The sequence below is a fragment of the Microbacterium sp. Root53 genome (assembly GCF_001426925.1).
Taxonomy (GTDB): domain Bacteria; phylum Actinomycetota; class Actinomycetes; order Actinomycetales; family Microbacteriaceae; genus Microbacterium.
Genome location: NZ_LMFR01000001.1, coordinates 186,043 through 204,487 on the forward strand (window position 1 = coordinate 186,043; position 18,445 = coordinate 204,487).

An 18,445-nucleotide genomic window follows, 5' to 3' on the forward strand; every position below is an offset into this window, starting at 1 on the left:
ATCCCGCAACTAGACTGGGTGGGTCCCGCTCGAAGAGATCCTGGATCCGTCATGCCCTCCGCCGCGCCCCTGCGAATGACCCCGCGTCACGTGCAGCTGCTGCGCGCGCTGTTCGCGGCCGTGGCGGCGCTCATGATCACGTTCTCGCCGGACCACTCGCACGAGGTGGGGCTGGCCGTGTTCGGCGGCTTCGGCATCGCGACCGCCATGGTCTTCGCACTGGCCGCTTGGCTGGTCGCTCCCGCCGGGCACCGCGGCGCGCCCGTGCTGCTGGGCGCCGTCCACCTCGCCGCCGGCATGGCCGCGAGCGCGGTCGCCCTGCGCTCCGAGACGCTGCTCTTCGTCGTCCTGATCGCGTGGGCCCTGCTGGCCGGCATCGTCGAGCTCGCGATCGGGATCACGCAGCGCGCCAGGCTGGGCCGATCGGAGTCCCGCGACGCCGTCGTCGTCGGCGGGCTCACGATCCTGCTCGGCGCGATCCTGATCTTCGTCCGGCCCGAGTACGCGCTGACCTACTCGATCGAGGAGGCGGGCGCCTTCACGCTCACGGGCACGACCATCGCGGTCGGCCTGTTCGGCGGCTACGCCGCCATCGTCGCGGTCTTCCTGGGCATCGCCGGGCTCTCGCCGGCCCCGTCCGAGCCCGCGAGCCTTGAGACCGCGGCCGCCGCGCCCCAGGAGGATCGACCGTGACCGACAAGCCCACCCGCCGCGACCTGATGCGCCCCGCCCAGCTGCTGGGGATCGCGTTCGGCGCCGCCCTGTTCGCGGGGCTGGTCACGGCGACCACCATGGGCGCGTTCCAGGCGCTGCCGGGCGAGGCTGTCGCGCACGCCTGGTCCGTCGCGGCGATCGCCGCCGGCGTCTCGTTCATCGTCGTCGCCCTGGGCCTGGCGATGCTGCTGCTCGTGGTCGATCCCGCGCAGCACGGCGAGACCGTCGACCGGCCCGTCCTGCTGCCCAAGGACCAGGACGACGCAGAGGGCGACCGGCCCGAGCGCTGACCCCGGTCGGACCCCGACCGCCCCGCGCGCTCAGTCGCGCCCACCTCCTTCCGGAGGCGCCGCGCCTCGATCGGAGGTTGTTTTCGGCGACCCGAAATCCTAAAGTTTCGGTGTGCCTAAAAATCGTCACGCCGTCGTCCGCTCGCTCGCGCTGATCCTCGTCCTCGCGCCGGTGCTGAGCGCGTGCGGCTCCTCTGCGGATCCGGCCGACGACCGCCCCACGGTGCTGACGACGTTCACCGTGCTGGCCGACATCGCGCAGAACGTGGCGGGCGATCACCTCTCGGTGCAGTCGATCACCAAGGCGGGCGCCGAGATCCACGGCTACGAGCCGACGCCGGGCGACATCCGGCGCGCCGCCGAGGCCGACCTAATCCTCGACAACGGGCTCAACCTCGAGGCCTGGTTCGCGCAGTTCGTGGAGTCCGTCGACGTGCCGCACGTGGTCGTGTCGGAGAGCGTCGAGCCGATCGACATCGCGGGCGACGCGTACGCCGGGACGCCGAATCCGCACGCCTGGATGAGCCCGCTCAACGTGCAGACGTACGTCGCGAACATGGTCGAGGCGTTCTCGGAGCTCGACCCCGCGCACGCGGACGACTACGAGGCCAACGGCGCCGCGTACTCGGCGCAGCTGCAGCAGGTGCACGACGAGCTGGTCGCGGCGCTCGCTGAGCTGCCCGAGGGGGAGCGGGCGCTCGTGACGTGCGAGGGGGCGTTCTCGTACCTGGCCCGCGACGCCGGCCTCGCGGAGGCGTACATCTGGCCGGTCAACGCCGAGCAGCAGGCGACGCCGCAGCAGATCGCGGCGGCGATCGAGTTCGTGGAGGGCAACGGCGTGGCGGCCGTGTTCTGCGAGTCGACCGTCTCCGACCGGCCGATGCGCCAGGTGGTCGAGGCGACCGGCGCCGAGTTCGGCGGCGTGCTCTACGTGGACTCCCTGTCCGAGCCGGACGGGCCCGTCCCGACCTACCTCGACCTGATCCGCCACGACGCCGACACGATCGTCGAGGCCCTGACGGGCGGCGGATCATGAGCGCCGCGATCGAGGTGCGCGACGTCACCGTCCGCTACGGCGACGTCCTCGCGCTCGACGACGTCTCGCTGAGCGTGCCCGCCGGCCGCGTCACGGGACTGGTCGGGATGAACGGATCCGGCAAGTCCACGCTGTTCAAGACCATCACCGGGCAGCTGAGGCCGGAGCGCGGCTCCGTGCTGCTCGACGGCGCGGACCCGGCGTCGGCGCGCCGTCGCGGCCGGATCGGCTACGTGCCGCAGAGCGAGGACGTCGACTGGTCCTTCCCCGTGTCCGTGCGCGACGTCGTCATGATGGGCCGGTACGGCCGCACGGGCATCACGCGCCGGCCGCGCGCGGCCGATCGGGCGGCGGTCGCGGAGGCGCTCGAGCGCGTCGAGCTCTCGGCCCTCGCCGACCGCCAGATCGGGCAGCTGTCCGGCGGGCAGCGCAAGCGCGCGTTCGTGGCGCGCGGCATCGCGCAGGAGGCGGACATCCTGCTGCTGGACGAGCCCTTCGCGGGCGTCGACAAGCGCTCCGAGGGCACGATCGTGCGGCTGCTGCGCGACCTGGCCGCCGACGGCCGCACGGTGCTGGTGTCGACGCACGACCTGCACGCGCTGCCCGATCTGGCCGACGAGGCCGTGCTGCTGCTGCACCGCGTGCTGTTCCACGGGCCGGTGGCAGAGGCGCTTCGGCCCGAGGCGCTGGCGCGCGTGTTCGGGCTCGAGCCGCGCGGCGGGGAGGACGCCGCATGAGCCCGCTCGACCTCATCCTGGACCCGTTGCAGTACGACTTCATGCTGCGCGCGCTCGCCACCACCGTGGTCGCGGCGATCGTGTGCGCGCTGCTGTCGTGCTGGCTGGTGCTGGTCGGCTGGTCGCTCATGGGCGACGCCGTCTCGCACTCCGTGCTGCCCGGGGTCGTGCTCGCCTACGTCGTCGGCGCCCCGTTCGCGCTGGGCGCGCTCGTGTTCGGGCTGCTCTCCGTCGCGCTGATCGGCGTCGTGCGCGGCACCAGCCGCGTCAAGGAGGACGCCGCGATCGGCATCGTGTTCACGACGCTGTTCGCGCTCGGTCTCGTGCTGATCTCGGTCACGCCGAGCAACACCGACCTCAACCACATCATCTTCGGCAACATCCTGGGCGTCTCCGCCGCCGAGCTCATCCAGGTCGCGGTGCTCGCGGCCGTGGCGCTCGCGGTGCTGCTGGTCAAGCGGCGCGACCTCACGCTGTTCGCCTTCGACCCGACGCACGCGTTCGCGATCGGGCTGTCGCCCCGCCTGCTGGGCGCCATGCTGCTGGGCGTGCTCGCGCTCACGTCGGTCGTGGCCCTGCAGGTGGTCGGTGTCGTGCTCGTCGTGGCGATGCTCATCATCCCGGGCGCGACCGCGCACCTGCTCACCGACCGGTTCGGGCGGATGCTCGTGATCGCGCCCGCGCTCGCGGTGGCGTCCTCGGTCGTCGGCATCTACCTGAGCTACTGGCTCGACGCGTCGCCGGGAGGCCTCGTGGTCGTGGTGCAGGGCGTCGTGTTCGCGCTCGTCTACCTGTTCGCGCCGCGCCACGGCGTGGTGCGCCGAGGCGCGCGGCGCAGGGCCGCGGCCCGCGCGCGCTGACGCGGCCGGGCGCGGCCAGGGGAGAGGTCCCCGCGCGGGCCCCGCGGCGCGGTCGCGCCGGCACGCGGTGGGTACTGTGGAGCCTGTCCGCGGCCGTGCGCGGAATGGGAGGAGGGGGCCGACGGCGTGATCTGGGAAATCGACGACGAGACCCGTCCGATCGAGGGCGTCGACGCACAGGGGCGGCCCGATCCGGCCTATGCCGCGGCCCTCGGGCTCGTGCGCGCGCCGTACGGCCGTCGCGCAGCCGCGGCCCTCGTCGACGCCGTCGTGTGGCTCGCGCTGCAGCTGCCGTTCCTGCTGGGCGCGCTCCCGCTGCTGCTCAAGCTGACCTCCGGGTCGATCTCGCTGTACGGATTCGTGAACCACCCGCAGTTCGTGCTCGCGGTCGTCATGGCCGGCGCGAGCGTGCTGCTGTCGCTGATCCTGCTCGTCGTGCAGCTCGTGCTGCACGGGCGCCGGGGCCTGACGATCGGCAAGGCCGTGGCCGGCATCCGGTCCGTGAACGTCCTGACGCTCGAGCGCCCGGGCGTGGGGCGCGTGCTGCTGCGCGACCTCGTGCTGTCGGCGGTAGCGATCCTGCCGCTCGGCCTGCCGCTGTTCCTGATCTCGCCCGTGCTCGACCCGGACCGCCGCGGCCGCGCCTGGCACGACAAGGCGGGCCGGCTGTGGCTCGTCGACGTCCGCAAGGGCCTGAACCCGTATGACGAGAAGCGGATGCGCGTCGCGCGCAAGATGGTGCGCGCCGAGCCGATCGCCGAGCGGGCGCCGCTGCCCTCGCTCGCGACGTCGGCCGACCCGGTGGGCCAGGCGGGCTACCGGCCGGGGGGCCGACTCAGCGCGGGGGTGATCGGCGCCGCGAAGCCGTACGACGGGGGTGCGCGGCCGCAGGTCGGCCTCACGGATCTCCCCGCCGCCCCGGTCGCACCGGTCGTGGGCGAGGAGGGGAAGCCCGTGCTCGGCGGCTACCGCCTCCGGGACGCGGCCGAGCCCGCGCCGCCGCCCGCCCCCGCCGACATCCCGACCGCTGTCCCGGCCGCACCGGCCGCGCCGACCGCTGCCCAGCCCGCCCCGCCACCGCCCGCCCCACCCGCCGCCCCCGCGCGCCCCGCGCCTGAGCCGCCCGTCGAGGTGCTGATCGGGGCCGCCGCCGTCACCCCGGCCGCCCCGGCCAGGCAGCCGGCCCGGTTCCTGCTGCGCTTCGACGACGGCCAGCACGTCCTGGTGTCGCAGGCGATCGTGCTGGGCCGCCGGCCCGAGCCCTCGGGCATCGCCGCGGGCGCGCAGGCGGTCGCGATCGCCGACGAGACGCGCTCGCTGTCCAAGACGCACGCGGTCGTGCGCCCCGTCGACGGCGGCCTCGAGATCGTCGACTGCCATTCGACCAACGGCACGGCGGTCTTGCGCGGGGGCGTCGAGCACCCGCTCGCGCCCGGGGGCTCGGCGACCGCGGCGGCCGGCGATGTGGTGCGGATCGGGGACAGGACCGCGGCGGTGGAGCGAGTATGACCGCGCCGCGCACATACACGGGGGATCACGCATGAGGCTCAAGCTGACGCTGCACCGCCAGGGGGTGGAGCCGGTCGACATCGTCGTGACGACGGACTCGACCGCCACCGCGGGGGATGTCGCCCGCTACATCGCCGAGGCCGACCCGGCGCGCACGGTCGCGGCCTCCGAGGCCGACGTGCTCACGCTCGCCGTGGCGCCGCCCACGGGCGAGGCGCTCCAGCCGCTGCAGCCCGACGTGCCGATCGGCGAGGCGCCGATCGGATCCGGCTTCGCGGCGTCCGTCGTCAACCTCGGTCCGCACCACATCCCGTCCCTCCCCGAGGGGCAGCGCGACGCCGTGGGCGTGCTGCGCGCGACCGACGGGCCGCTCGCCGGTCAGGAGTTCCGCGTCGCCGCGGGGCACGTCTTCATCGGACGCGACGCGGGCAATGACGTCGTGCTGGCCGACCCCATGGTGTCCAAGCGCCACGCCCGCCTCGAGCTCGGCGCGCACGCCGAGCTGGTGGACCTCAACTCGGCCAACGGCGTGATCGTCGACGGCGTCTCGGTGCAGCGGGTGCGCATCGAGCCGGGCAAGCCCTTCGTGATCGGGGCCACGACACTCGTCCTGTACCTGGCGCGCGCGTTCGACGGGACGGCCGGCGGCGATCCGGTGCTGGAGCGGGGCGGCGGGCTGCTGTTCAACCGCAGCCCGCGCGTCGAGGTGCGCTACCCCGGCACGGCCTTCAAGGCGCCGCGCCTGCCCACCGAGAAGATCGGCCGCCTGTTCCCGTGGCCGATCCTGATCGCGCCGATCATCATGGGCATCGCGCTGTACTCGATGAACGGCAACCCGCGCGCCCTGCTGATGATCGTCATGACCCCGCTCATGGCGCTCGGCAACATCATCAACCAATCGGTCCAGAGCAGGAAGCAGACGAACCACGAGTTCCTGCTGTTCGAGCGGCAGTTCGAGAAGCTCGAGGAGGACCTCTTCCGCGGCAAGCCCGAGGAGGAGAAGGCCCGCAACGAGGAGGCCCCGCCGGTCGCCGAGGTGTTCGAGCACGCCATGCGGCTCGGGCCCATGCTGTGGACGCGGCGCCCCGAGCACTGGAACTTCCTGGCGCTGCGCCTCGGCACGTGCCGCCTGCCCGCCCGCAACACGATCGGCGACTTCGAGCAGCCCGACGGGCTGCCCGAGTACATCGAGCGCGTCGAGCGGCTGCGCGAGCGCTACGCGGATGTCGACGACGTGCCCGTGTTCGACACGCTCCCCGCCGCCGGATCCATCGGCATCGCAGGCCCGCACGCGCCCGTCGCCGACACCATGCGGGGCATCGCCGTCCAGCTGTTCGGCCTGCACGCGCCCAACGAGGTCGTCACGGTCGCGTTCGCCGACACCACGTGGATCGAGGAGCTCGACTGGATCAAGTGGCTGCCGCACACCACGAGCGAGACCAGCCCCTTCAAGAGCCAGGCGCTCGCCGACTCGGCGCCCACCTCCACCGCCCTGCTCAGCGCCTTGGAGGAGTACGTGCTGCGCGCGAGTGGGGGATCCTCCGAGCCGCGCGGCCCGTTCAAGGAGGACTGGAACCCGCTCGTCTACGGCACGGACGTCGCGCGCGCCGCCAACGACCACGCGCAGCGGCCGCGGGTCTCGGTCATCGTGTTCGTCACGAGCGACGCCCCCGTCGACCGCGCGCGCCTGACCGACGTGCTCGAGCGCGGCGCCGACCACGGCGTGCACGCGGTCTTCCTCTCGCCGACCGTCGAGTCGCTGCCCGCCGTGTGCCGCAGCTACATCGACGTCACGGGCGGGCTGGACGACGCCCGCGTCGGCCTCGTCCGCACGGGCGACCTGCTCGAGCACGTGCGCGTCGAGGGCGTGTCGAACGGCTACATGCAGATGCTGGCGCGCCGGCTCGCGCCCGTCGTGGACGCCAGCACGGTCGTGCACGACGCGTCCGACATCCCCAACTCCGTGATGTTCCTGCCGCTCGTCGGCCAGGAGATCGCCGAGGACCCGCACGCCGTCATCGAGCGCTGGCGGCAGAACAACACGATCATCGACCGCACCCCAGGCCCGCGCCCTCGCCTGAAGAAGGCCGGGTCGCTGCGCGCCATCATCGGCCAGGGCGCGACCGACGCCATGACGCTCGACCTGCGGTCCCAGGGCCCGCACGCCCTGGTGGGCGGCACCACGGGCGCCGGCAAGTCCGAGTTCCTGCAGGCCTGGGTGCTCGGCATGGCGTCGGCGCACAGCCCCGACCGCGTCACGTTCCTGTTCGTCGACTACAAGGGCGGCTCCGCCTTCGCCGACTGCGTCGACCTGCCGCACTGCGTGGGTCTCGTCACCGACCTCAGCCCGCACCTCGTGCGGCGCGCGCTCACCAGCCTGCGCGCCGAGCTGCACCACCGCGAGCACCTGTTCAACCGCAAGAAGGCCAAGGACCTCCTCGAGCTCGAGAAGCGGCAGGACCCCGAGACGCCGCCCGCGCTCGTGCTCGTGATCGACGAGTTCGCCGCCCTGGCGAGCGAGGTGCCGGAGTTCGTGGACGGCGTGGTCGACATCGCCCAGCGCGGCCGCTCGCTCGGCATCCACCTGATCATGGCGACGCAGCGCCCGGCCGGCGTGATCAAGGACAACCTGCGCGCCAACACCAACCTCCGCATCGCGCTGCGCATGGCCGACGAGTCCGACTCGCGCGACGTCGTCGACGACGAGATCGCCGCGACGTTCCCGCCGTCGATCCCCGGCCGCGCGATCGCGAAGACCGGCCCCGGCCGCCTCGTCCCCTTCCAGTCCGCCTACGCCGGCGGATGGACGTCCACCGACGACACCGTGCCGGTCGAGGTGCGCGTTGCCCAGCTCGGGTTCGGCACGACCGCCGAGTGGGAGCCCGACCGCCCCGCCGAGTCCGACGCCCACGAGCACGACCTCGGCCCGAACGACCAGAAGCGCATCGTGAGCACGGTGATCCGCGCGGCCGACGTCGCGGCGCTGCCGCGCCCGCGCCGCCCCTGGCTCGACGACCTCGCCCCGGTCGTCGATCTGCGCGACATCGAGGTGGAGGGCGACGGGCGCATCCCCATCGCGATGGTGGACGTGCCCGAGCGGCAGCTGCAGGAGGCCGCGGCGTTCGTCCCGGACCGCGACGGCTCGCTCGTCGTGTACGGCACGTCCGGATCGGGCAAGTCGACCGTGCTCAAGACCATCGCCACCGCGGCCGGCATGCGCCCGGACCGCGGCCGGGTGCAGGTGTACTGCCTCGACTTCGCCTCGGGTGCCCTCGGGTCGCTGACGAAGCTGCCGCACGTCGGCTCGGTGCTGGACGGCGCCGACGTCGACCGCATCCAGCGCCTGTTCCGCACCCTGGACGGCGAGATGGACCGTCGCGCGAGCGCGTTCTCGGCAGCCGGCGCCGCCACCGTGCAGGAGTACCGCGACCTGGTCGACCCCTCGATGCCGCGCATCATCCTGCTGATCGACAACTACCCCGACTTCAAGAAGGACTGGGAGGTCGCGGCGGGGCGCGGACCGTTCTACCGGACGTTCCTGCGCATCCTGGGCGAGGGCCGTCCGCTCGGCGTGCACACCGTGATCACGGCCGACCGCGGCAACGCCGTGCCGAGCGCCGTGTCGGCGAACATCTCGCGCCGCGTGGTGCTGCGCATGGCCGAGCCCAGCCAGTACATGCTGCTGGGCACGCCCCGCGACATCCTGGACGACCAGTCCGTGCCGGGCCGCGCGATCATCGACGGGCACGAGGCGCAGATCGCGGTGCTCGGCGGCACGCCCAACGCGGTGGAGCAGACGAAGATCCTCACGGAGCTGGGCGACCGGCTGCGCGCGCAGGGCGTGCGCGACCTGCCCGAGATCGGCGCCCTGCCCCTCGAGGTCCGCACCGACGAGGTGCCCGCGACGGTCGACGGGCTGCCGGTGTTCGGCATCGCCGACGACACGCTCAGCGCCCGCGGCTTCGAGCCCCTCGGATCGTTCGTCGTCGCGGGGCCCCCCGCCTCGGGCAAGACGAACACGCTCAAGGCGCTGGTGGTGGCGATGGAGCGCTTCGATCCGGACGTGAAGCTGTACCACTTCGGCAGCCGCCGCGCGCAGCTCAAGGACTTCCGCCCGTGGGTCCGCAGCGCGACGCGACCCGAGGAGGAGAAGGAGCTCGCGACCGAGCTGACCGCGCTGGTCGCGGACGAGTCCACGACCGACCGGATCATGATCGTGATCGAGGACATCCCGCACCTGGCCGACGGCGCCGCGGACCGTCCCATGCGCGCGCTGCTGCAGGCCGTCGCGGACAGCGACCACCTGCTCGTCGGCGAGGCCGACATCAGTCGCGCGAGCGGCAGCATCGGCGTGCTCGGCGAGTGGAAGGTCGGCCGCCAGGGCATCGTGCTCAAGCCCGACACCTACGACGGCGACGCGATCTTCAAGATGCCGTTCGGGCGGGTCAAGCGCAGCGACTTCCCGGCCGGGCGAGGGATCTTCGTGCAGGCCGGCCAGGCCGTCACGATGCAGGTGCCTTTCGTGCCCGAGGATGGGCCCGCGACGCCGCCCGCGCCCGCGCAGCGCCCCGCCTCGGAGCCCGCCGACCCCGGTGCGGCCGCCGAGTCGCGACGGGCGCGGCGCGCCGCGGATCCGGCCCCCGCCGGCGCCGCGGGAGGCGCCCCCGTCGCGCCCGCGCATGGGGACTGATGCCCTGGGTACGGCTCCCCGTGGGCCAGGGCTTGCGGGTTGGCTAGCCTCATCGCAGGAGGCCATGGGGGCCTGAACGAAGAACCGCTGGGAGGAATTCATGGCCGGACACGATTTCGGTGCAACCTATAGCGAGATGGAAGGCGCCGCCGCGAAGCTGCGCGACGGCCGCAGCAGCATCGGCGACACGCTGAAGGAGCTGCAGGGCATCATCGACGAGCTGGTCGAGGACGGCTTCAAGACCGAGAACGCCTCGGGCGCCTACCAGACCGCCTACCAGGAGCTCACGAGCAGCCTGGACGACGCGTCGGAGGCCGTGAACGACATGGCCGACGCGCTCGACAAGATGGCCGACCAGATCCGCGACACCGACGCGGGCATGGCCGGCGGCGCCTGAGCCGAGGACGACACCGGAGGCCGTGGTGCCGGTCGCGACGACCGGCGCCACGGCCTCTCCTCTTGGGGCTGAATAGGATCGGGATATGAGCGGGGCACAGACCTACTACTGGTACAACCTGCGGACGCAGCTGGTGGAGCGCGCGGACGAGCGCCCCTCTGACGAGGTGCTCGGGCCGTTCGCCACGGCGCAGGAGGCCGAGGAGTCGCCGGCCGTGCTCATCGAGCACGCGCGCGCGTGGCTCGAGAGCGAGGAGAGCGAGCCCTACCGCGCCATGGCCGAGAACGACGACAGCGCCGACCTCGCGTAGCGGCGGAGCCATGACGGCACACCGCGCCGTCGCGGCGCCGCTCGCCCTGGCGCTCGCCGCCGGCCTCGCGGCCTGCGCACCCGCCCAGCCCGCGACCGTCGTCCCCGGCTCCGAGATCGTCGTCGGATGGACCGGCGAGCTGACCGGCGTCAACGCCCAGGCGGTCGCGCACGCGACGCCCGGCGACCTCGACGTCGCGGAACTGACGCGCGCCGGCTTCGGCGACCTGATCGACGGCGAGCTGGTTCCGGACGAGGGCTTCGGCTCCGTCACGATCGTCGACGACGATCCGTTCACCGTCCGGTACGACCTCGCGGAGCCGTCCTGGTCCGACGGCATCCCGCTCGACGCGGCGGACCTCCTGCTCGGCTGGGCGGCGGCGTCCGGCTTCTTCGCCCCCGAGTCCTTCGACCCCGAGGCGCATCGCGATGCGGAGGGGGTCTACCGGCCGGTGCCGGGCGTGCCGTGGTTCGACGTGGTGCCGAGCGGGCTGCGTCGCTCGGCCGCACCGCCCGCGGTCGACGAGTTCGCCCGCGCGATCGAGGTGACGTTCGAGGAGCCGGTCGTGGACTGGCAGCACGCCCTGGCGGTGTCGGTGCCGGCGCACGTCGCGGGGCGGCTGGCGTTCGGACTCGACGACGACATGGAGGCCAAGCAGGCGGTCGTCGCCGCGGTCCGCGACGGCGACGCCGACGCGCTCGAGCGGCTCGCCGACGTGTGGAACGAGGGCTTCGCGCTCGATCCCTCGGGCGAGCTGCCCCCGCACCTGCTGCTGTCGAGCGGTCCGTTCCGCGTGCAGCAGGTGGAGCAGGACGAGGCGGGCCAGAGCGTCGTGCTCGTGCCGAACGAGTCGTATCGCGGAGCGCCCACGCCGCAGTTCGCCCGCGTCCGCCTGGTGCCCCCCGGTGACGACCCGGTCGCCGCGATCGGCGAGCAGCTGGACGTCGTGCAGGTGGCGCCCACTTCGGAGAACCGGGCTCCCATCCGCGAGCTGGAGCGGACGGACTTCGCCGTGGACGCCCAGCACGACGGCACGGTCTGGGCCCTGATGCTGAATCCCGGCGGCATCTTCACGCAGCACGCGGTGCGCACCGCGTTCCTGCACGGCGTGCCCCGCGGCGACCTCGTGGAGCGCGGGGCGGGCGAGTGGGCGTCCGTGTACCCGCCTTCGACCTCGATGGTGACGGCGCCCGGATCCCGCGCGTACGACATCGCGAACGAGGACTCCGGCTTCGCGCAGACGCTCGGCGAGCCCGCGGGCCAGCCGGAGGAGGAGCGTCAGGCCGTCGGCGTCGCTCCGGGCACGCGGGTCTGCGTGCTCTACGACCGCCGCAGCGCGTTCGCCTCCGGCGCGTTCGCGGCGCTGCGCGACGCGGGCGCCGAGGCGGGGTGGGGCATCGCCGACTGCGGCAGTGACGACTACGCCGCGGCGCTCGCCGACCGCGACTGGGACGCCGCGATCGCGCGGGTGCCCATCCCGCAGACCCCGGCCGAGATCGCCGCGCAGTGGGGCGCCGAGGGCGCGGCGTCGATCACGCGGCACGCCGACCCCGAGCGCGACGAGCTGATCGCGCGGCTCGCGCGGACCGCCGACGTGTACGAGGCGCGCGACGTGCGCGCGGCGATCGAGGCGACCATCGTGCGGGCCGCCGTGGCCCTGCCGCTCGCCGCGAACCCCCGGATCACGATCGCAGACCGCGACGTGACCGGCGTCGCCGGCCGATCCGGGCCGGTCGCGCCCCTCACCCACGACTCCGTCCAGTGGGCGCCGGCGCCGTAGACGCGGCGCGACCGCGGGTCTTTGTCCCCATGGTGACGCCGGCGCCGCCCCGCCTACCCTCGAGCGGGGAGGTCTTCACGTGGGCATGATGTTGCCGAACGAGTTGGTGTGGGTCATGGAGAAGCTGGGCTTCGAGTGGCCGGACATCGATGAGGATGAGGTGCGCAAGGGCGCCGTTCTGCTGCGCAATTACGCGTCGGACATGGAATCGGCGATCCAGGCGGTCGACCGCAAGGTGAACAGCGACCTCGCGGGCGCGATGCGGGGCCAGGCCGGGCCGGCGTACGTCAGCGCGTGGAACACCAACCGGTCGCAGAACCTGCAGAAGCTGCTCGACCTGATGTCCCCCGCCGCCTCGGGCATGGACGTCGCGGCGGACGCGATCCTCGCGCTCAAGATCAAGGTGATCGCGGATGTGACCACGACGATGATCGCCCTGGTGGCGATGCTGACCAACCCGTTCACGGCGGCGGGCGCGGGTCCGATGCTGATCATCAAGAAGAAGCTGCTCAATGCGGCCGTGGACATCGTGGTGGAGCAGCTGATAAACCAGCTCGCTCCGCTCGTCGTGGAGCCGATGGCGGAGCAGCTGCCGGCGCTCGTGGATGCGATCCTGGACGCGCCGATGGTGGAGGGACAGGCGGGTGACTCGGATGAGTTCTACGCGGACCTCGAAGCCCTGGAGCAGGCGCAGGGCGACATGAAGATGCACGGCGCGGACATCCAGCAGGTGACGTCGACGTTCTTCGCGGAGTTCTCGGCGCTCGACTTCGGGGGTGACGACTGATGTCCATCAAGCCCGTCATCCGGGAGGTCAAGGAGGCCGTGCTCCGCGGTTTCCGTCACGCGGACGCCCGGCTCCACCAGCTCGGCGACAACCACAGCGATCACCTGAAGGACGTCGTGCGCAAGGTGCGCGGCCAGGACCGGTACGAGCCGTCGCATCGTGCGGACGGCCGCCCCCGGGTGACCGGCGGCCGCGGGTACCTGCCGCTGCACGCCCGGCGCGACGAGCTGGTGCCGAAGCCCTCCAATCTGACGCCCGACGGCAAGATCGACTGGAGCCAGGCGCCGAAGGGGGGTTTCCGGCTCGACGGCAACGGCGACCCGATCAAGCACGATCACACGCCCCGCGCAGGCGACGTGTTCGACCGCTACGGCGGTCCCGGCGGCCGCTACGTGTCTCCGGTTCCCGGCGACGGACCGTTCTCCTACGGCTCGCGATCGCTTCCCTACGAGGAGAACCCGAGCGCGTACCACCAGTACGAGTGGACGCGCGACCTCTCGGAGCTTCCCGACGCGTACCAGAACGCCAGCGAATCGACGCGTGAGAAGATCGACGCGCTGCTCGCCAAGTACGGCGGCAGCCTCACGGACATGACGAGCGTGCAGCGCGGCGAGGCCGCCCCGGCCTTCGGGGAGCCCGGTGGCGCCGTGCAGGACCTGCTGCCGCTCTCCCCGAACCTGCTGCAGCAGCTCGGGATGATCCGGGAGATCCGATGACCACGACGGGAGCACCCGCGATGAATCGCGCAGAGCTGAAGAAGATCATCGCCGACGAGGGTCTCGTCGACGCCCTGTTCCTGGACGAGGAGTCGATCGACGAGGACGCGGTCGTCTTCGAGCCGCGCGGATCCGAGTGGGCGGTCTACCTCACGACCGAGCGGGCGACGGTCGTGCCGGCCACGTTCCGCACGTTCACCGACGAGTCCGAGGCGCTCGAGTACATGCTCCTCAAGCTGAGGCAGAGCGCTCGCGCGCGGGAGCTGCTCGCAGAGGACGAGTGACGGACCCCGGGCGGGCCGACCTCCATGGGCAGGAGGCACCCGGGGGTGCGCTCCCCATGGTCGCGACCGTGAGCAGTCCGTAACGTCCTCCGCGGAGGTGGGGCCGTGGGCATGATGCTGCCGGACGAGCTGATCTGGATCATGGACAAGATGGGGCTCGAGTGGCCCGACGTCGACGAGGACGAGGTCCGCCGCGCCGCGGACCTGGTGCGCGCGTACCGCGACGACATGGAGGCCCTCGTCCAGGCCGCGGATCGCCGCATCAACGGCGACATCGCCGCGGCGATGCGCGGACAGGCCGGAGCGGCGCACGTGAACGGCTGGAACCTGAACCGGTCGCAGAACGTCCAGAAGCTGCTGGACGTGCTGGGCCCGGCCGCGGTCGGCATCGACATCGCCGCCGACATCGTGCTGGCGCTCAAGATCAAGGTGATCGCCGACGTCACGATCACGCTCGCGCAGCTGATCCCGCTCCTCGCGGCGGGCCCTTTCGGCGCGGGCGGCGCGGCCGTCCTCATCCTCGCGCGCAAGAAGCTCTTCGACATGGCCATGGAGGCGACGCTCGAGAAGGTGATCGACGAGGTGCTGCCGCTCGCGGTCGAGCCCCTGGCCGAGAAGGTCCCGGGGCTCGTGGCGGCCCTGCTGGACGCCCCGGTCGTCGAGGCGACCGTCGGCGACGCCGACGAGTTCTACGCCGACCTCGAGGCCCTCGACCAGGCGGCCGCCGACATGGACGCGCACGCCGCCGACGTCGAGCTGCTGACCGATCAGCTGCTCGCCGACCTCGCCAACCTGCAGATCTCGGGAGCCTGACATGAGCAGCCTGAAGGTCGTGATCCGCGAGATCGTCGACGCCGTGGACGGCGCCGGCCGCGAGTTCAAGCAGGGCTTCGCCGGCGCGTTCCGCAAGCGCGGGGGCAAGCACCGCGCCGACGCCGACGCCATCCGCGGGCTCGACCGGCGTGCGGCCGGCGATGCGAAGCACCGGGGCGACCGCAAGGGGCCGACGTCGCACAGCAAGGACTACGACGTCCGCGAGGACGTGGCGCGCGGCCTGGCGTCGCTCGACCACCGGCCCCGCCACCGGTCCGACGACTACGACCCGTTCCGAGACGCCGGCACGTCCGTGGCCAAGGAGCTCCAGGCCGTGCCGGGCGACGTGCTGGACGAGGTCGAGGGCGTGCCGAAGAAGGTGCCCGGCCAGATCCGCGAGGAGCTCTACGAGGACGCGATCGGCCAGAGCAGCCCGGACGAGTACGGCGTGACGTCCAAGGGTGACATGAGGTTCCTCGCGCCGGCCTCGCAGGCGGGCGACCTGCGGGCGCTCAGCCGCGTGGAGCTCGAGCAGCGGCTCGGCCTGGAGCCCGGCGCGCTCGACGGCGCGACCGTGACCGTCAAGGCCATCCCGGACTCGCGGTTCGTGAGCATCGAGATCGACCGACCGGGCGACTGAGCGGCACGACATGGGCAGGTCGCACCGGGGATGCGGTGCCCATGGTCGGCTCGGCGCCCCCTTCGTACAGTCGACCCAGGAGGTGGCGCCGTGGGGATGATGTTGCCGAACGAGTTGGTGTGGGTCATGGAGAAGCTGGGCTTCGAGTGGCCGGACATCGATGAGGACGAGGTGCGCCGGGGTGCGGATCTGCTGCGGGCGTATGGGGCGGATCTGGAGTCGGCGATCCAGGCGGTGGATCGCAAGGTGAATGGTGATCTGGCCGGGGCGATGGTGGGTCAGGCGGGTCCGGCGTATGTGGCGGCGTGGAATGCGAATCGTTCGCAGAATCTGCAGAAGCTGGTGGATCTGATGCCGCCGGCGGCGTCGGCGATGGATGTGGGTGCGGATGCGATCTTCGCGTTGAAGATCAAGGTGATCGCGGATGTGACCACGACGATGATCGCGTTGGTGGCGATGCTGACGAATCCGTTCACGGCGGCGGGTGCGGGGGCGATGCTGATCATCAAGAAGAAGCTGTTGAATGCGGCGGTGGATGTGGTGGTGGAGCAGCTGTTGAATCAGCTGGCGCCGATGGTGATCGAGCCGTTGGGGGAGCAGCTGCCGGCGGTGGTGGACGCGATTCTGGATGCGCCGATGGTGGAGGCTCAGGGCGGGGATTCGGATGAGTTCTCGGCGGATCTGGCGGCGTTGGAGCAGGCGCAGGCGGATATGAAGATGCATGGGGCGGATATTCAGACGGTGACGTCGCGGTTCTTCTCGGATTTCCAGGCGTTGAACTTCGGGGGTGATTGAGGTGGGGAAGTTCAAGCCGATCTTCGAGAGCCTGTCGGAGGCGGCGGTGCGGGGTGCGCGGCATGCGGACGTGAAGCTGCCGCAGCTGGCGAAGAACCACGCGGACCAGCTGGACGACTTCGTGCGCCGCACGCGCAAGCAGGACAAGTTCACCGACAAGCCCGACACGCCGCAGAGGCGCACGCGCACCGATCTCGGAAACGGGCCCAACCGCAAGACCACGATCTGGGACCGCGACACGGGCCGCCCCATCTCCGAGACCGGCACCGTCAAGAAGGATTTCGGCTCGTCCACCCGCCGGGACAATGCGACCGAGATCGGCCGCCTGGGCGACAAGGGCGATCACGGCGGACACCTCGGCGCGCACCGGTTCTTCGGCGATACGCCCGACGAGGGCATCGCGCCCCAGGCCGGCAACCTCAACATCGGCGCCTGGAAGACCATGGAGAACGAGTGGGCCGCCTGGGTGAACCGGGGATACCAGGTCGACTACTCGATCGACGTCTTCCCGCCGGGTGCCGTGCGGCCCGATTCGTTCTCGGTCAAGTACTCCGTCACGAACCCGACGACCGGTGAGGTCGTCTACCGCAACCGGCCTGAGTTCGACAATGTCGCCGGAGCGGTGTTCGATCGTGTGAAGACCGCCGACATGCCGAGACTGTGAGGAGCTCCATGACCGACGAACAGCTCACCGAGGACGCCAGCGTCGCGCTGATCCGGGCGCTCATCGAGAACCTCGAGGACGCCGCGGACGACTGGGAGTCGTTCTCGCTGGTGCTCGGGCTGAACGAGGGCCGGTTCTTCCAGGCCTACGGCTACGCGTACTCGCCCGACGGGACGATCTCGGCCGTGACCGTGAGCCCTCGCGCGGTGCGTCCGGAGGTGGAGCGGTACCTCGCCGGGTACTTCGGGCCGGACGACGCCCTGCCGATCAAGCTGCTCGTGCAGTTCGACAGCACCACCGGCCGGTACGGCGTGACCTTCGAGGACACGGACACCGAGCGGTGGAAGGTGAGCCCCGCGAACATCGATGCGATCCGCGAGGAGCTGCGCCCCGCCTTCGACTGACGCCCGCCGGCGCCCCCGGGGAAGGGGCGGCAGGAATGCCCTCGTCCCCGCGGGGTAGGGTGCTTCCGGGCGGTCTGAACGCGCGCATCGCGGACCGTCGTCCGCATTTCGCCGCCGTCCGGTGGCAATATGTCAGGCGAGGGGGTCGCATCTTGACGGATCTGAGCGCATCGACGGGACCGTTCGACGAGGTCGAGGTGAACACCATGCCGGGGCGCATCGCCCCGCTGCGCGTCGAGTTCGCGGGCGAGTGGCACGAGGTGCCGATCGGCCGTCCGTTCGTGATCGGCCGCGAGGGCGACCTCGAGATCGACGACAACCAGTACCTGCATCGCCAGTTCCTGGAGCTGCAGTACCACGACGGCCTGTGGTGGCTCGCGAACGTCGGCTCGCGGCTGGCCGCGACCATCTCGAGCGCGGGCGGCGCCGTCCAGTCGTGGCTGTCGCCCGGCGCGCGCATGCCGATCGTCTTCGCGCAGAGCGTCGTCGTCTTCACCGCCGGCCCCACGACGTACGAGCTCACGCTCTACACGGAGGAGGCGCAGTACGCCGTCTCCAGCCAGATCGAGGCGTCCATGAGCGGCGAGACCACGGTCATGCCCGTCAGCTTCACGCCCCTGCAGAAGCTGCTGATCGTCGCCCTTGCCGAGCCCATGCTGCGCCGCGAGGGCGTCAGCATGAGCGAGCTGCCGTCCTCCAGCGCCGCCGCCCAGCGCCTCGGCTGGACCATGAGCAAGTTCAACCGCAAGCTCGACAACGTCTGCGACAAGCTCGACCGGATGGGCGTCCAGGGCCTGCGCGGCGGTCCCGGCCGCCTGGCCACGAACCGCCGCGCGCGGCTGGTCGAGTACGCGGTCACGTCGCAGCTCGTCACGCGCGCCGACCTCGCGCTCCTGGACGACGAGGCGCTCCGCAACCAGAACGACAGCGAAGAGGACTGACCCGGGGTCATCCGCCGACTCCACACAAGGAGAAGTGCGCGACACAAGGCCGGGATCAGGATGATCCTCCTTGTGCCG

General features: G+C 71.9%; 19 protein-coding genes. All 19 read left to right on the forward strand.

Annotation, left to right across the window (positions count from 1 at the left end; translation table 11 throughout):
- The first annotated feature begins 51 nt into the window (after positions 1–51).
- The 19 genes from ASD19_RS00900 to ASD19_RS00990 all read left to right on the forward strand — a co-directional run bounded on the left by ASD19_RS00900 (position 52) and on the right by ASD19_RS00990 (position 18,367).
- Positions 52–693 carry a hypothetical protein gene (locus ASD19_RS00900; protein WP_055987864.1) on the forward strand — a complete coding sequence of 214 codons (642 nt, stop codon included), beginning with the start codon at positions 52–54 and terminating at the stop codon, positions 691–693.
- A complete protein-coding gene (locus tag ASD19_RS00905; RefSeq protein ID WP_082542887.1) occupies positions 690–1,004 on the forward strand; it encodes a hypothetical protein in 315 nt (104 codons plus the stop codon). Before ASD19_RS00900 ends, ASD19_RS00905 begins: the two co-directional genes overlap by 4 nt.
- Positions 1,005–1,116: 112 nt before the next feature.
- Positions 1,117–2,040 carry a metal ABC transporter substrate-binding protein gene (locus ASD19_RS00910; RefSeq protein WP_055987866.1) on the forward strand — a complete coding sequence of 308 codons (924 nt, stop codon included), beginning with the start codon at positions 1,117–1,119 and terminating at the stop codon, positions 2,038–2,040.
- Complete coding sequence (locus tag ASD19_RS00915; protein ID WP_055987869.1) at positions 2,037–2,777, forward strand: metal ABC transporter ATP-binding protein; 741 nt, start codon at positions 2,037–2,039, stop codon at positions 2,775–2,777. The genes ASD19_RS00910 and ASD19_RS00915 overlap by 4 nt, the downstream gene beginning before the upstream one ends.
- Complete coding sequence (locus ASD19_RS00920; protein ID WP_055987871.1) at positions 2,774–3,637, forward strand: metal ABC transporter permease; 864 nt, start codon at positions 2,774–2,776, stop codon at positions 3,635–3,637. The genes ASD19_RS00915 and ASD19_RS00920 overlap by 4 nt, the downstream gene beginning before the upstream one ends.
- Positions 3,638–3,763: 126 nt before the next feature.
- Positions 3,764–5,146, forward strand: a complete 1,383-nt coding sequence (locus tag ASD19_RS14565) for an RDD family protein (RefSeq protein ID WP_055987873.1) — start codon at positions 3,764–3,766, stop codon at positions 5,144–5,146.
- A 31-nt stretch (positions 5,147–5,177) separates the two neighbouring features.
- The gene (locus ASD19_RS00930; RefSeq protein WP_082542888.1) at positions 5,178–9,836 is read left to right on the forward strand and encodes an FtsK/SpoIIIE domain-containing protein; all 4,659 of its coding nucleotides are present in this window, start codon (positions 5,178–5,180) and stop codon (positions 9,834–9,836) included.
- Between the two features lie 100 nt (positions 9,837–9,936).
- Entirely contained in the window at positions 9,937–10,233 is a 297-nt protein-coding gene (locus ASD19_RS00935) for a WXG100 family type VII secretion target (RefSeq protein ID WP_230667624.1), read from the forward strand.
- Between the two features lie 85 nt (positions 10,234–10,318).
- A complete protein-coding gene (locus ASD19_RS00940) occupies positions 10,319–10,543 on the forward strand; it encodes a hypothetical protein (protein WP_055987878.1) in 225 nt (74 codons plus the stop codon).
- A 10-nt stretch (positions 10,544–10,553) separates the two neighbouring features.
- On the forward strand, positions 10,554–12,323 hold the full coding sequence (locus tag ASD19_RS00945; protein ID WP_055987880.1) for an ABC transporter substrate-binding protein: 1,770 nt from the start codon (positions 10,554–10,556) through the stop codon (positions 12,321–12,323).
- An 85-nt stretch (positions 12,324–12,408) separates the two neighbouring features.
- Positions 12,409–13,110 carry a WXG100-like domain-containing protein gene (locus ASD19_RS00950; RefSeq protein WP_055988199.1) on the forward strand — a complete coding sequence of 234 codons (702 nt, stop codon included), beginning with the start codon at positions 12,409–12,411 and terminating at the stop codon, positions 13,108–13,110.
- Positions 13,110–13,826 (forward strand): TNT domain-containing protein, encoded by a 717-nt coding sequence (locus ASD19_RS00955; RefSeq protein ID WP_055987882.1) that lies wholly within the window; start codon positions 13,110–13,112, stop codon positions 13,824–13,826. The genes ASD19_RS00950 and ASD19_RS00955 overlap by 1 nt, the downstream gene beginning before the upstream one ends.
- A 20-nt stretch (positions 13,827–13,846) precedes the next feature.
- On the forward strand, positions 13,847–14,110 hold the full coding sequence (locus ASD19_RS00960) for a hypothetical protein (RefSeq protein ID WP_055987884.1): 264 nt from the start codon (positions 13,847–13,849) through the stop codon (positions 14,108–14,110).
- Positions 14,111–14,221: 111 nt separating this feature from the next.
- Entirely contained in the window at positions 14,222–14,923 is a 702-nt protein-coding gene (locus tag ASD19_RS00965; RefSeq protein ID WP_055988201.1) for a WXG100-like domain-containing protein, read from the forward strand.
- Between the two features lies 1 nt (position 14,924).
- Positions 14,925–15,563, forward strand: a complete 639-nt coding sequence (locus ASD19_RS00970) for a hypothetical protein (RefSeq protein WP_055987886.1) — start codon at positions 14,925–14,927, stop codon at positions 15,561–15,563.
- Between the two features lie 96 nt (positions 15,564–15,659).
- Complete coding sequence (locus ASD19_RS00975; RefSeq protein ID WP_055988203.1) at positions 15,660–16,358, forward strand: WXG100-like domain-containing protein; 699 nt, start codon at positions 15,660–15,662, stop codon at positions 16,356–16,358.
- Positions 16,351–17,022 (forward strand): DNA/RNA non-specific endonuclease, encoded by a 672-nt coding sequence (locus ASD19_RS00980; protein WP_082542889.1) that lies wholly within the window; start codon positions 16,351–16,353, stop codon positions 17,020–17,022. Before ASD19_RS00975 ends, ASD19_RS00980 begins: the two co-directional genes overlap by 8 nt.
- A gap of 8 nt (positions 17,023–17,030) precedes the next feature.
- Positions 17,031–17,426, forward strand: coding sequence for a hypothetical protein (locus ASD19_RS00985; RefSeq protein ID WP_055987891.1), 396 nt, complete (start codon positions 17,031–17,033; stop codon positions 17,424–17,426).
- A 218-nt stretch (positions 17,427–17,644) separates the two neighbouring features.
- Positions 17,645–18,367, forward strand: coding sequence for a hypothetical protein (locus tag ASD19_RS00990; protein WP_156377067.1), 723 nt, complete (start codon positions 17,645–17,647; stop codon positions 18,365–18,367).
- Positions 18,368–18,445 lie beyond the last annotated feature (78 nt).

What these genes read in the sequence shown, in the direction of transcription:
- ASD19_RS00900 (WP_055987864.1), top strand. Translation starts at nt 52, where the DNA reads ATGCCCTCCGCCGCGCCCCTGCGAATGACCCCGCGTCACGTGCAGCTG.
- ASD19_RS00975 (WP_055988203.1), top strand. Translation starts at nt 15,660, where the DNA reads ATGATGTTGCCGAACGAGTTGGTGTGGGTCATGGAGAAGCTGGGCTTC.
- ASD19_RS00965 (WP_055988201.1), top strand. Translation starts at nt 14,222, where the DNA reads ATGATGCTGCCGGACGAGCTGATCTGGATCATGGACAAGATGGGGCTC.
- ASD19_RS00950 (WP_055988199.1), top strand. Translation starts at nt 12,409, where the DNA reads ATGATGTTGCCGAACGAGTTGGTGTGGGTCATGGAGAAGCTGGGCTTC.
- ASD19_RS00985 (WP_055987891.1), top strand. Translation starts at nt 17,031, where the DNA reads ATGACCGACGAACAGCTCACCGAGGACGCCAGCGTCGCGCTGATCCGG.
- ASD19_RS00955 (WP_055987882.1), top strand. Translation starts at nt 13,110, where the DNA reads ATGTCCATCAAGCCCGTCATCCGGGAGGTCAAGGAGGCCGTGCTCCGC.
- ASD19_RS00920 (WP_055987871.1), top strand. Translation starts at nt 2,774, where the DNA reads ATGAGCCCGCTCGACCTCATCCTGGACCCGTTGCAGTACGACTTCATG.
- ASD19_RS00930 (WP_082542888.1), top strand. Translation starts at nt 5,178, where the DNA reads ATGAGGCTCAAGCTGACGCTGCACCGCCAGGGGGTGGAGCCGGTCGAC.
- ASD19_RS00970 (WP_055987886.1), top strand. Translation starts at nt 14,925, where the DNA reads ATGAGCAGCCTGAAGGTCGTGATCCGCGAGATCGTCGACGCCGTGGAC.
- ASD19_RS00915 (WP_055987869.1), top strand. Translation starts at nt 2,037, where the DNA reads ATGAGCGCCGCGATCGAGGTGCGCGACGTCACCGTCCGCTACGGCGAC.
- ASD19_RS00935 (WP_230667624.1), top strand. Translation starts at nt 9,937, where the DNA reads ATGGCCGGACACGATTTCGGTGCAACCTATAGCGAGATGGAAGGCGCC.
- ASD19_RS00960 (WP_055987884.1), top strand. Translation starts at nt 13,847, where the DNA reads ATGAATCGCGCAGAGCTGAAGAAGATCATCGCCGACGAGGGTCTCGTC.
- ASD19_RS00945 (WP_055987880.1), top strand. Translation starts at nt 10,554, where the DNA reads ATGACGGCACACCGCGCCGTCGCGGCGCCGCTCGCCCTGGCGCTCGCC.
- ASD19_RS00940 (WP_055987878.1), top strand. Translation starts at nt 10,319, where the DNA reads ATGAGCGGGGCACAGACCTACTACTGGTACAACCTGCGGACGCAGCTG.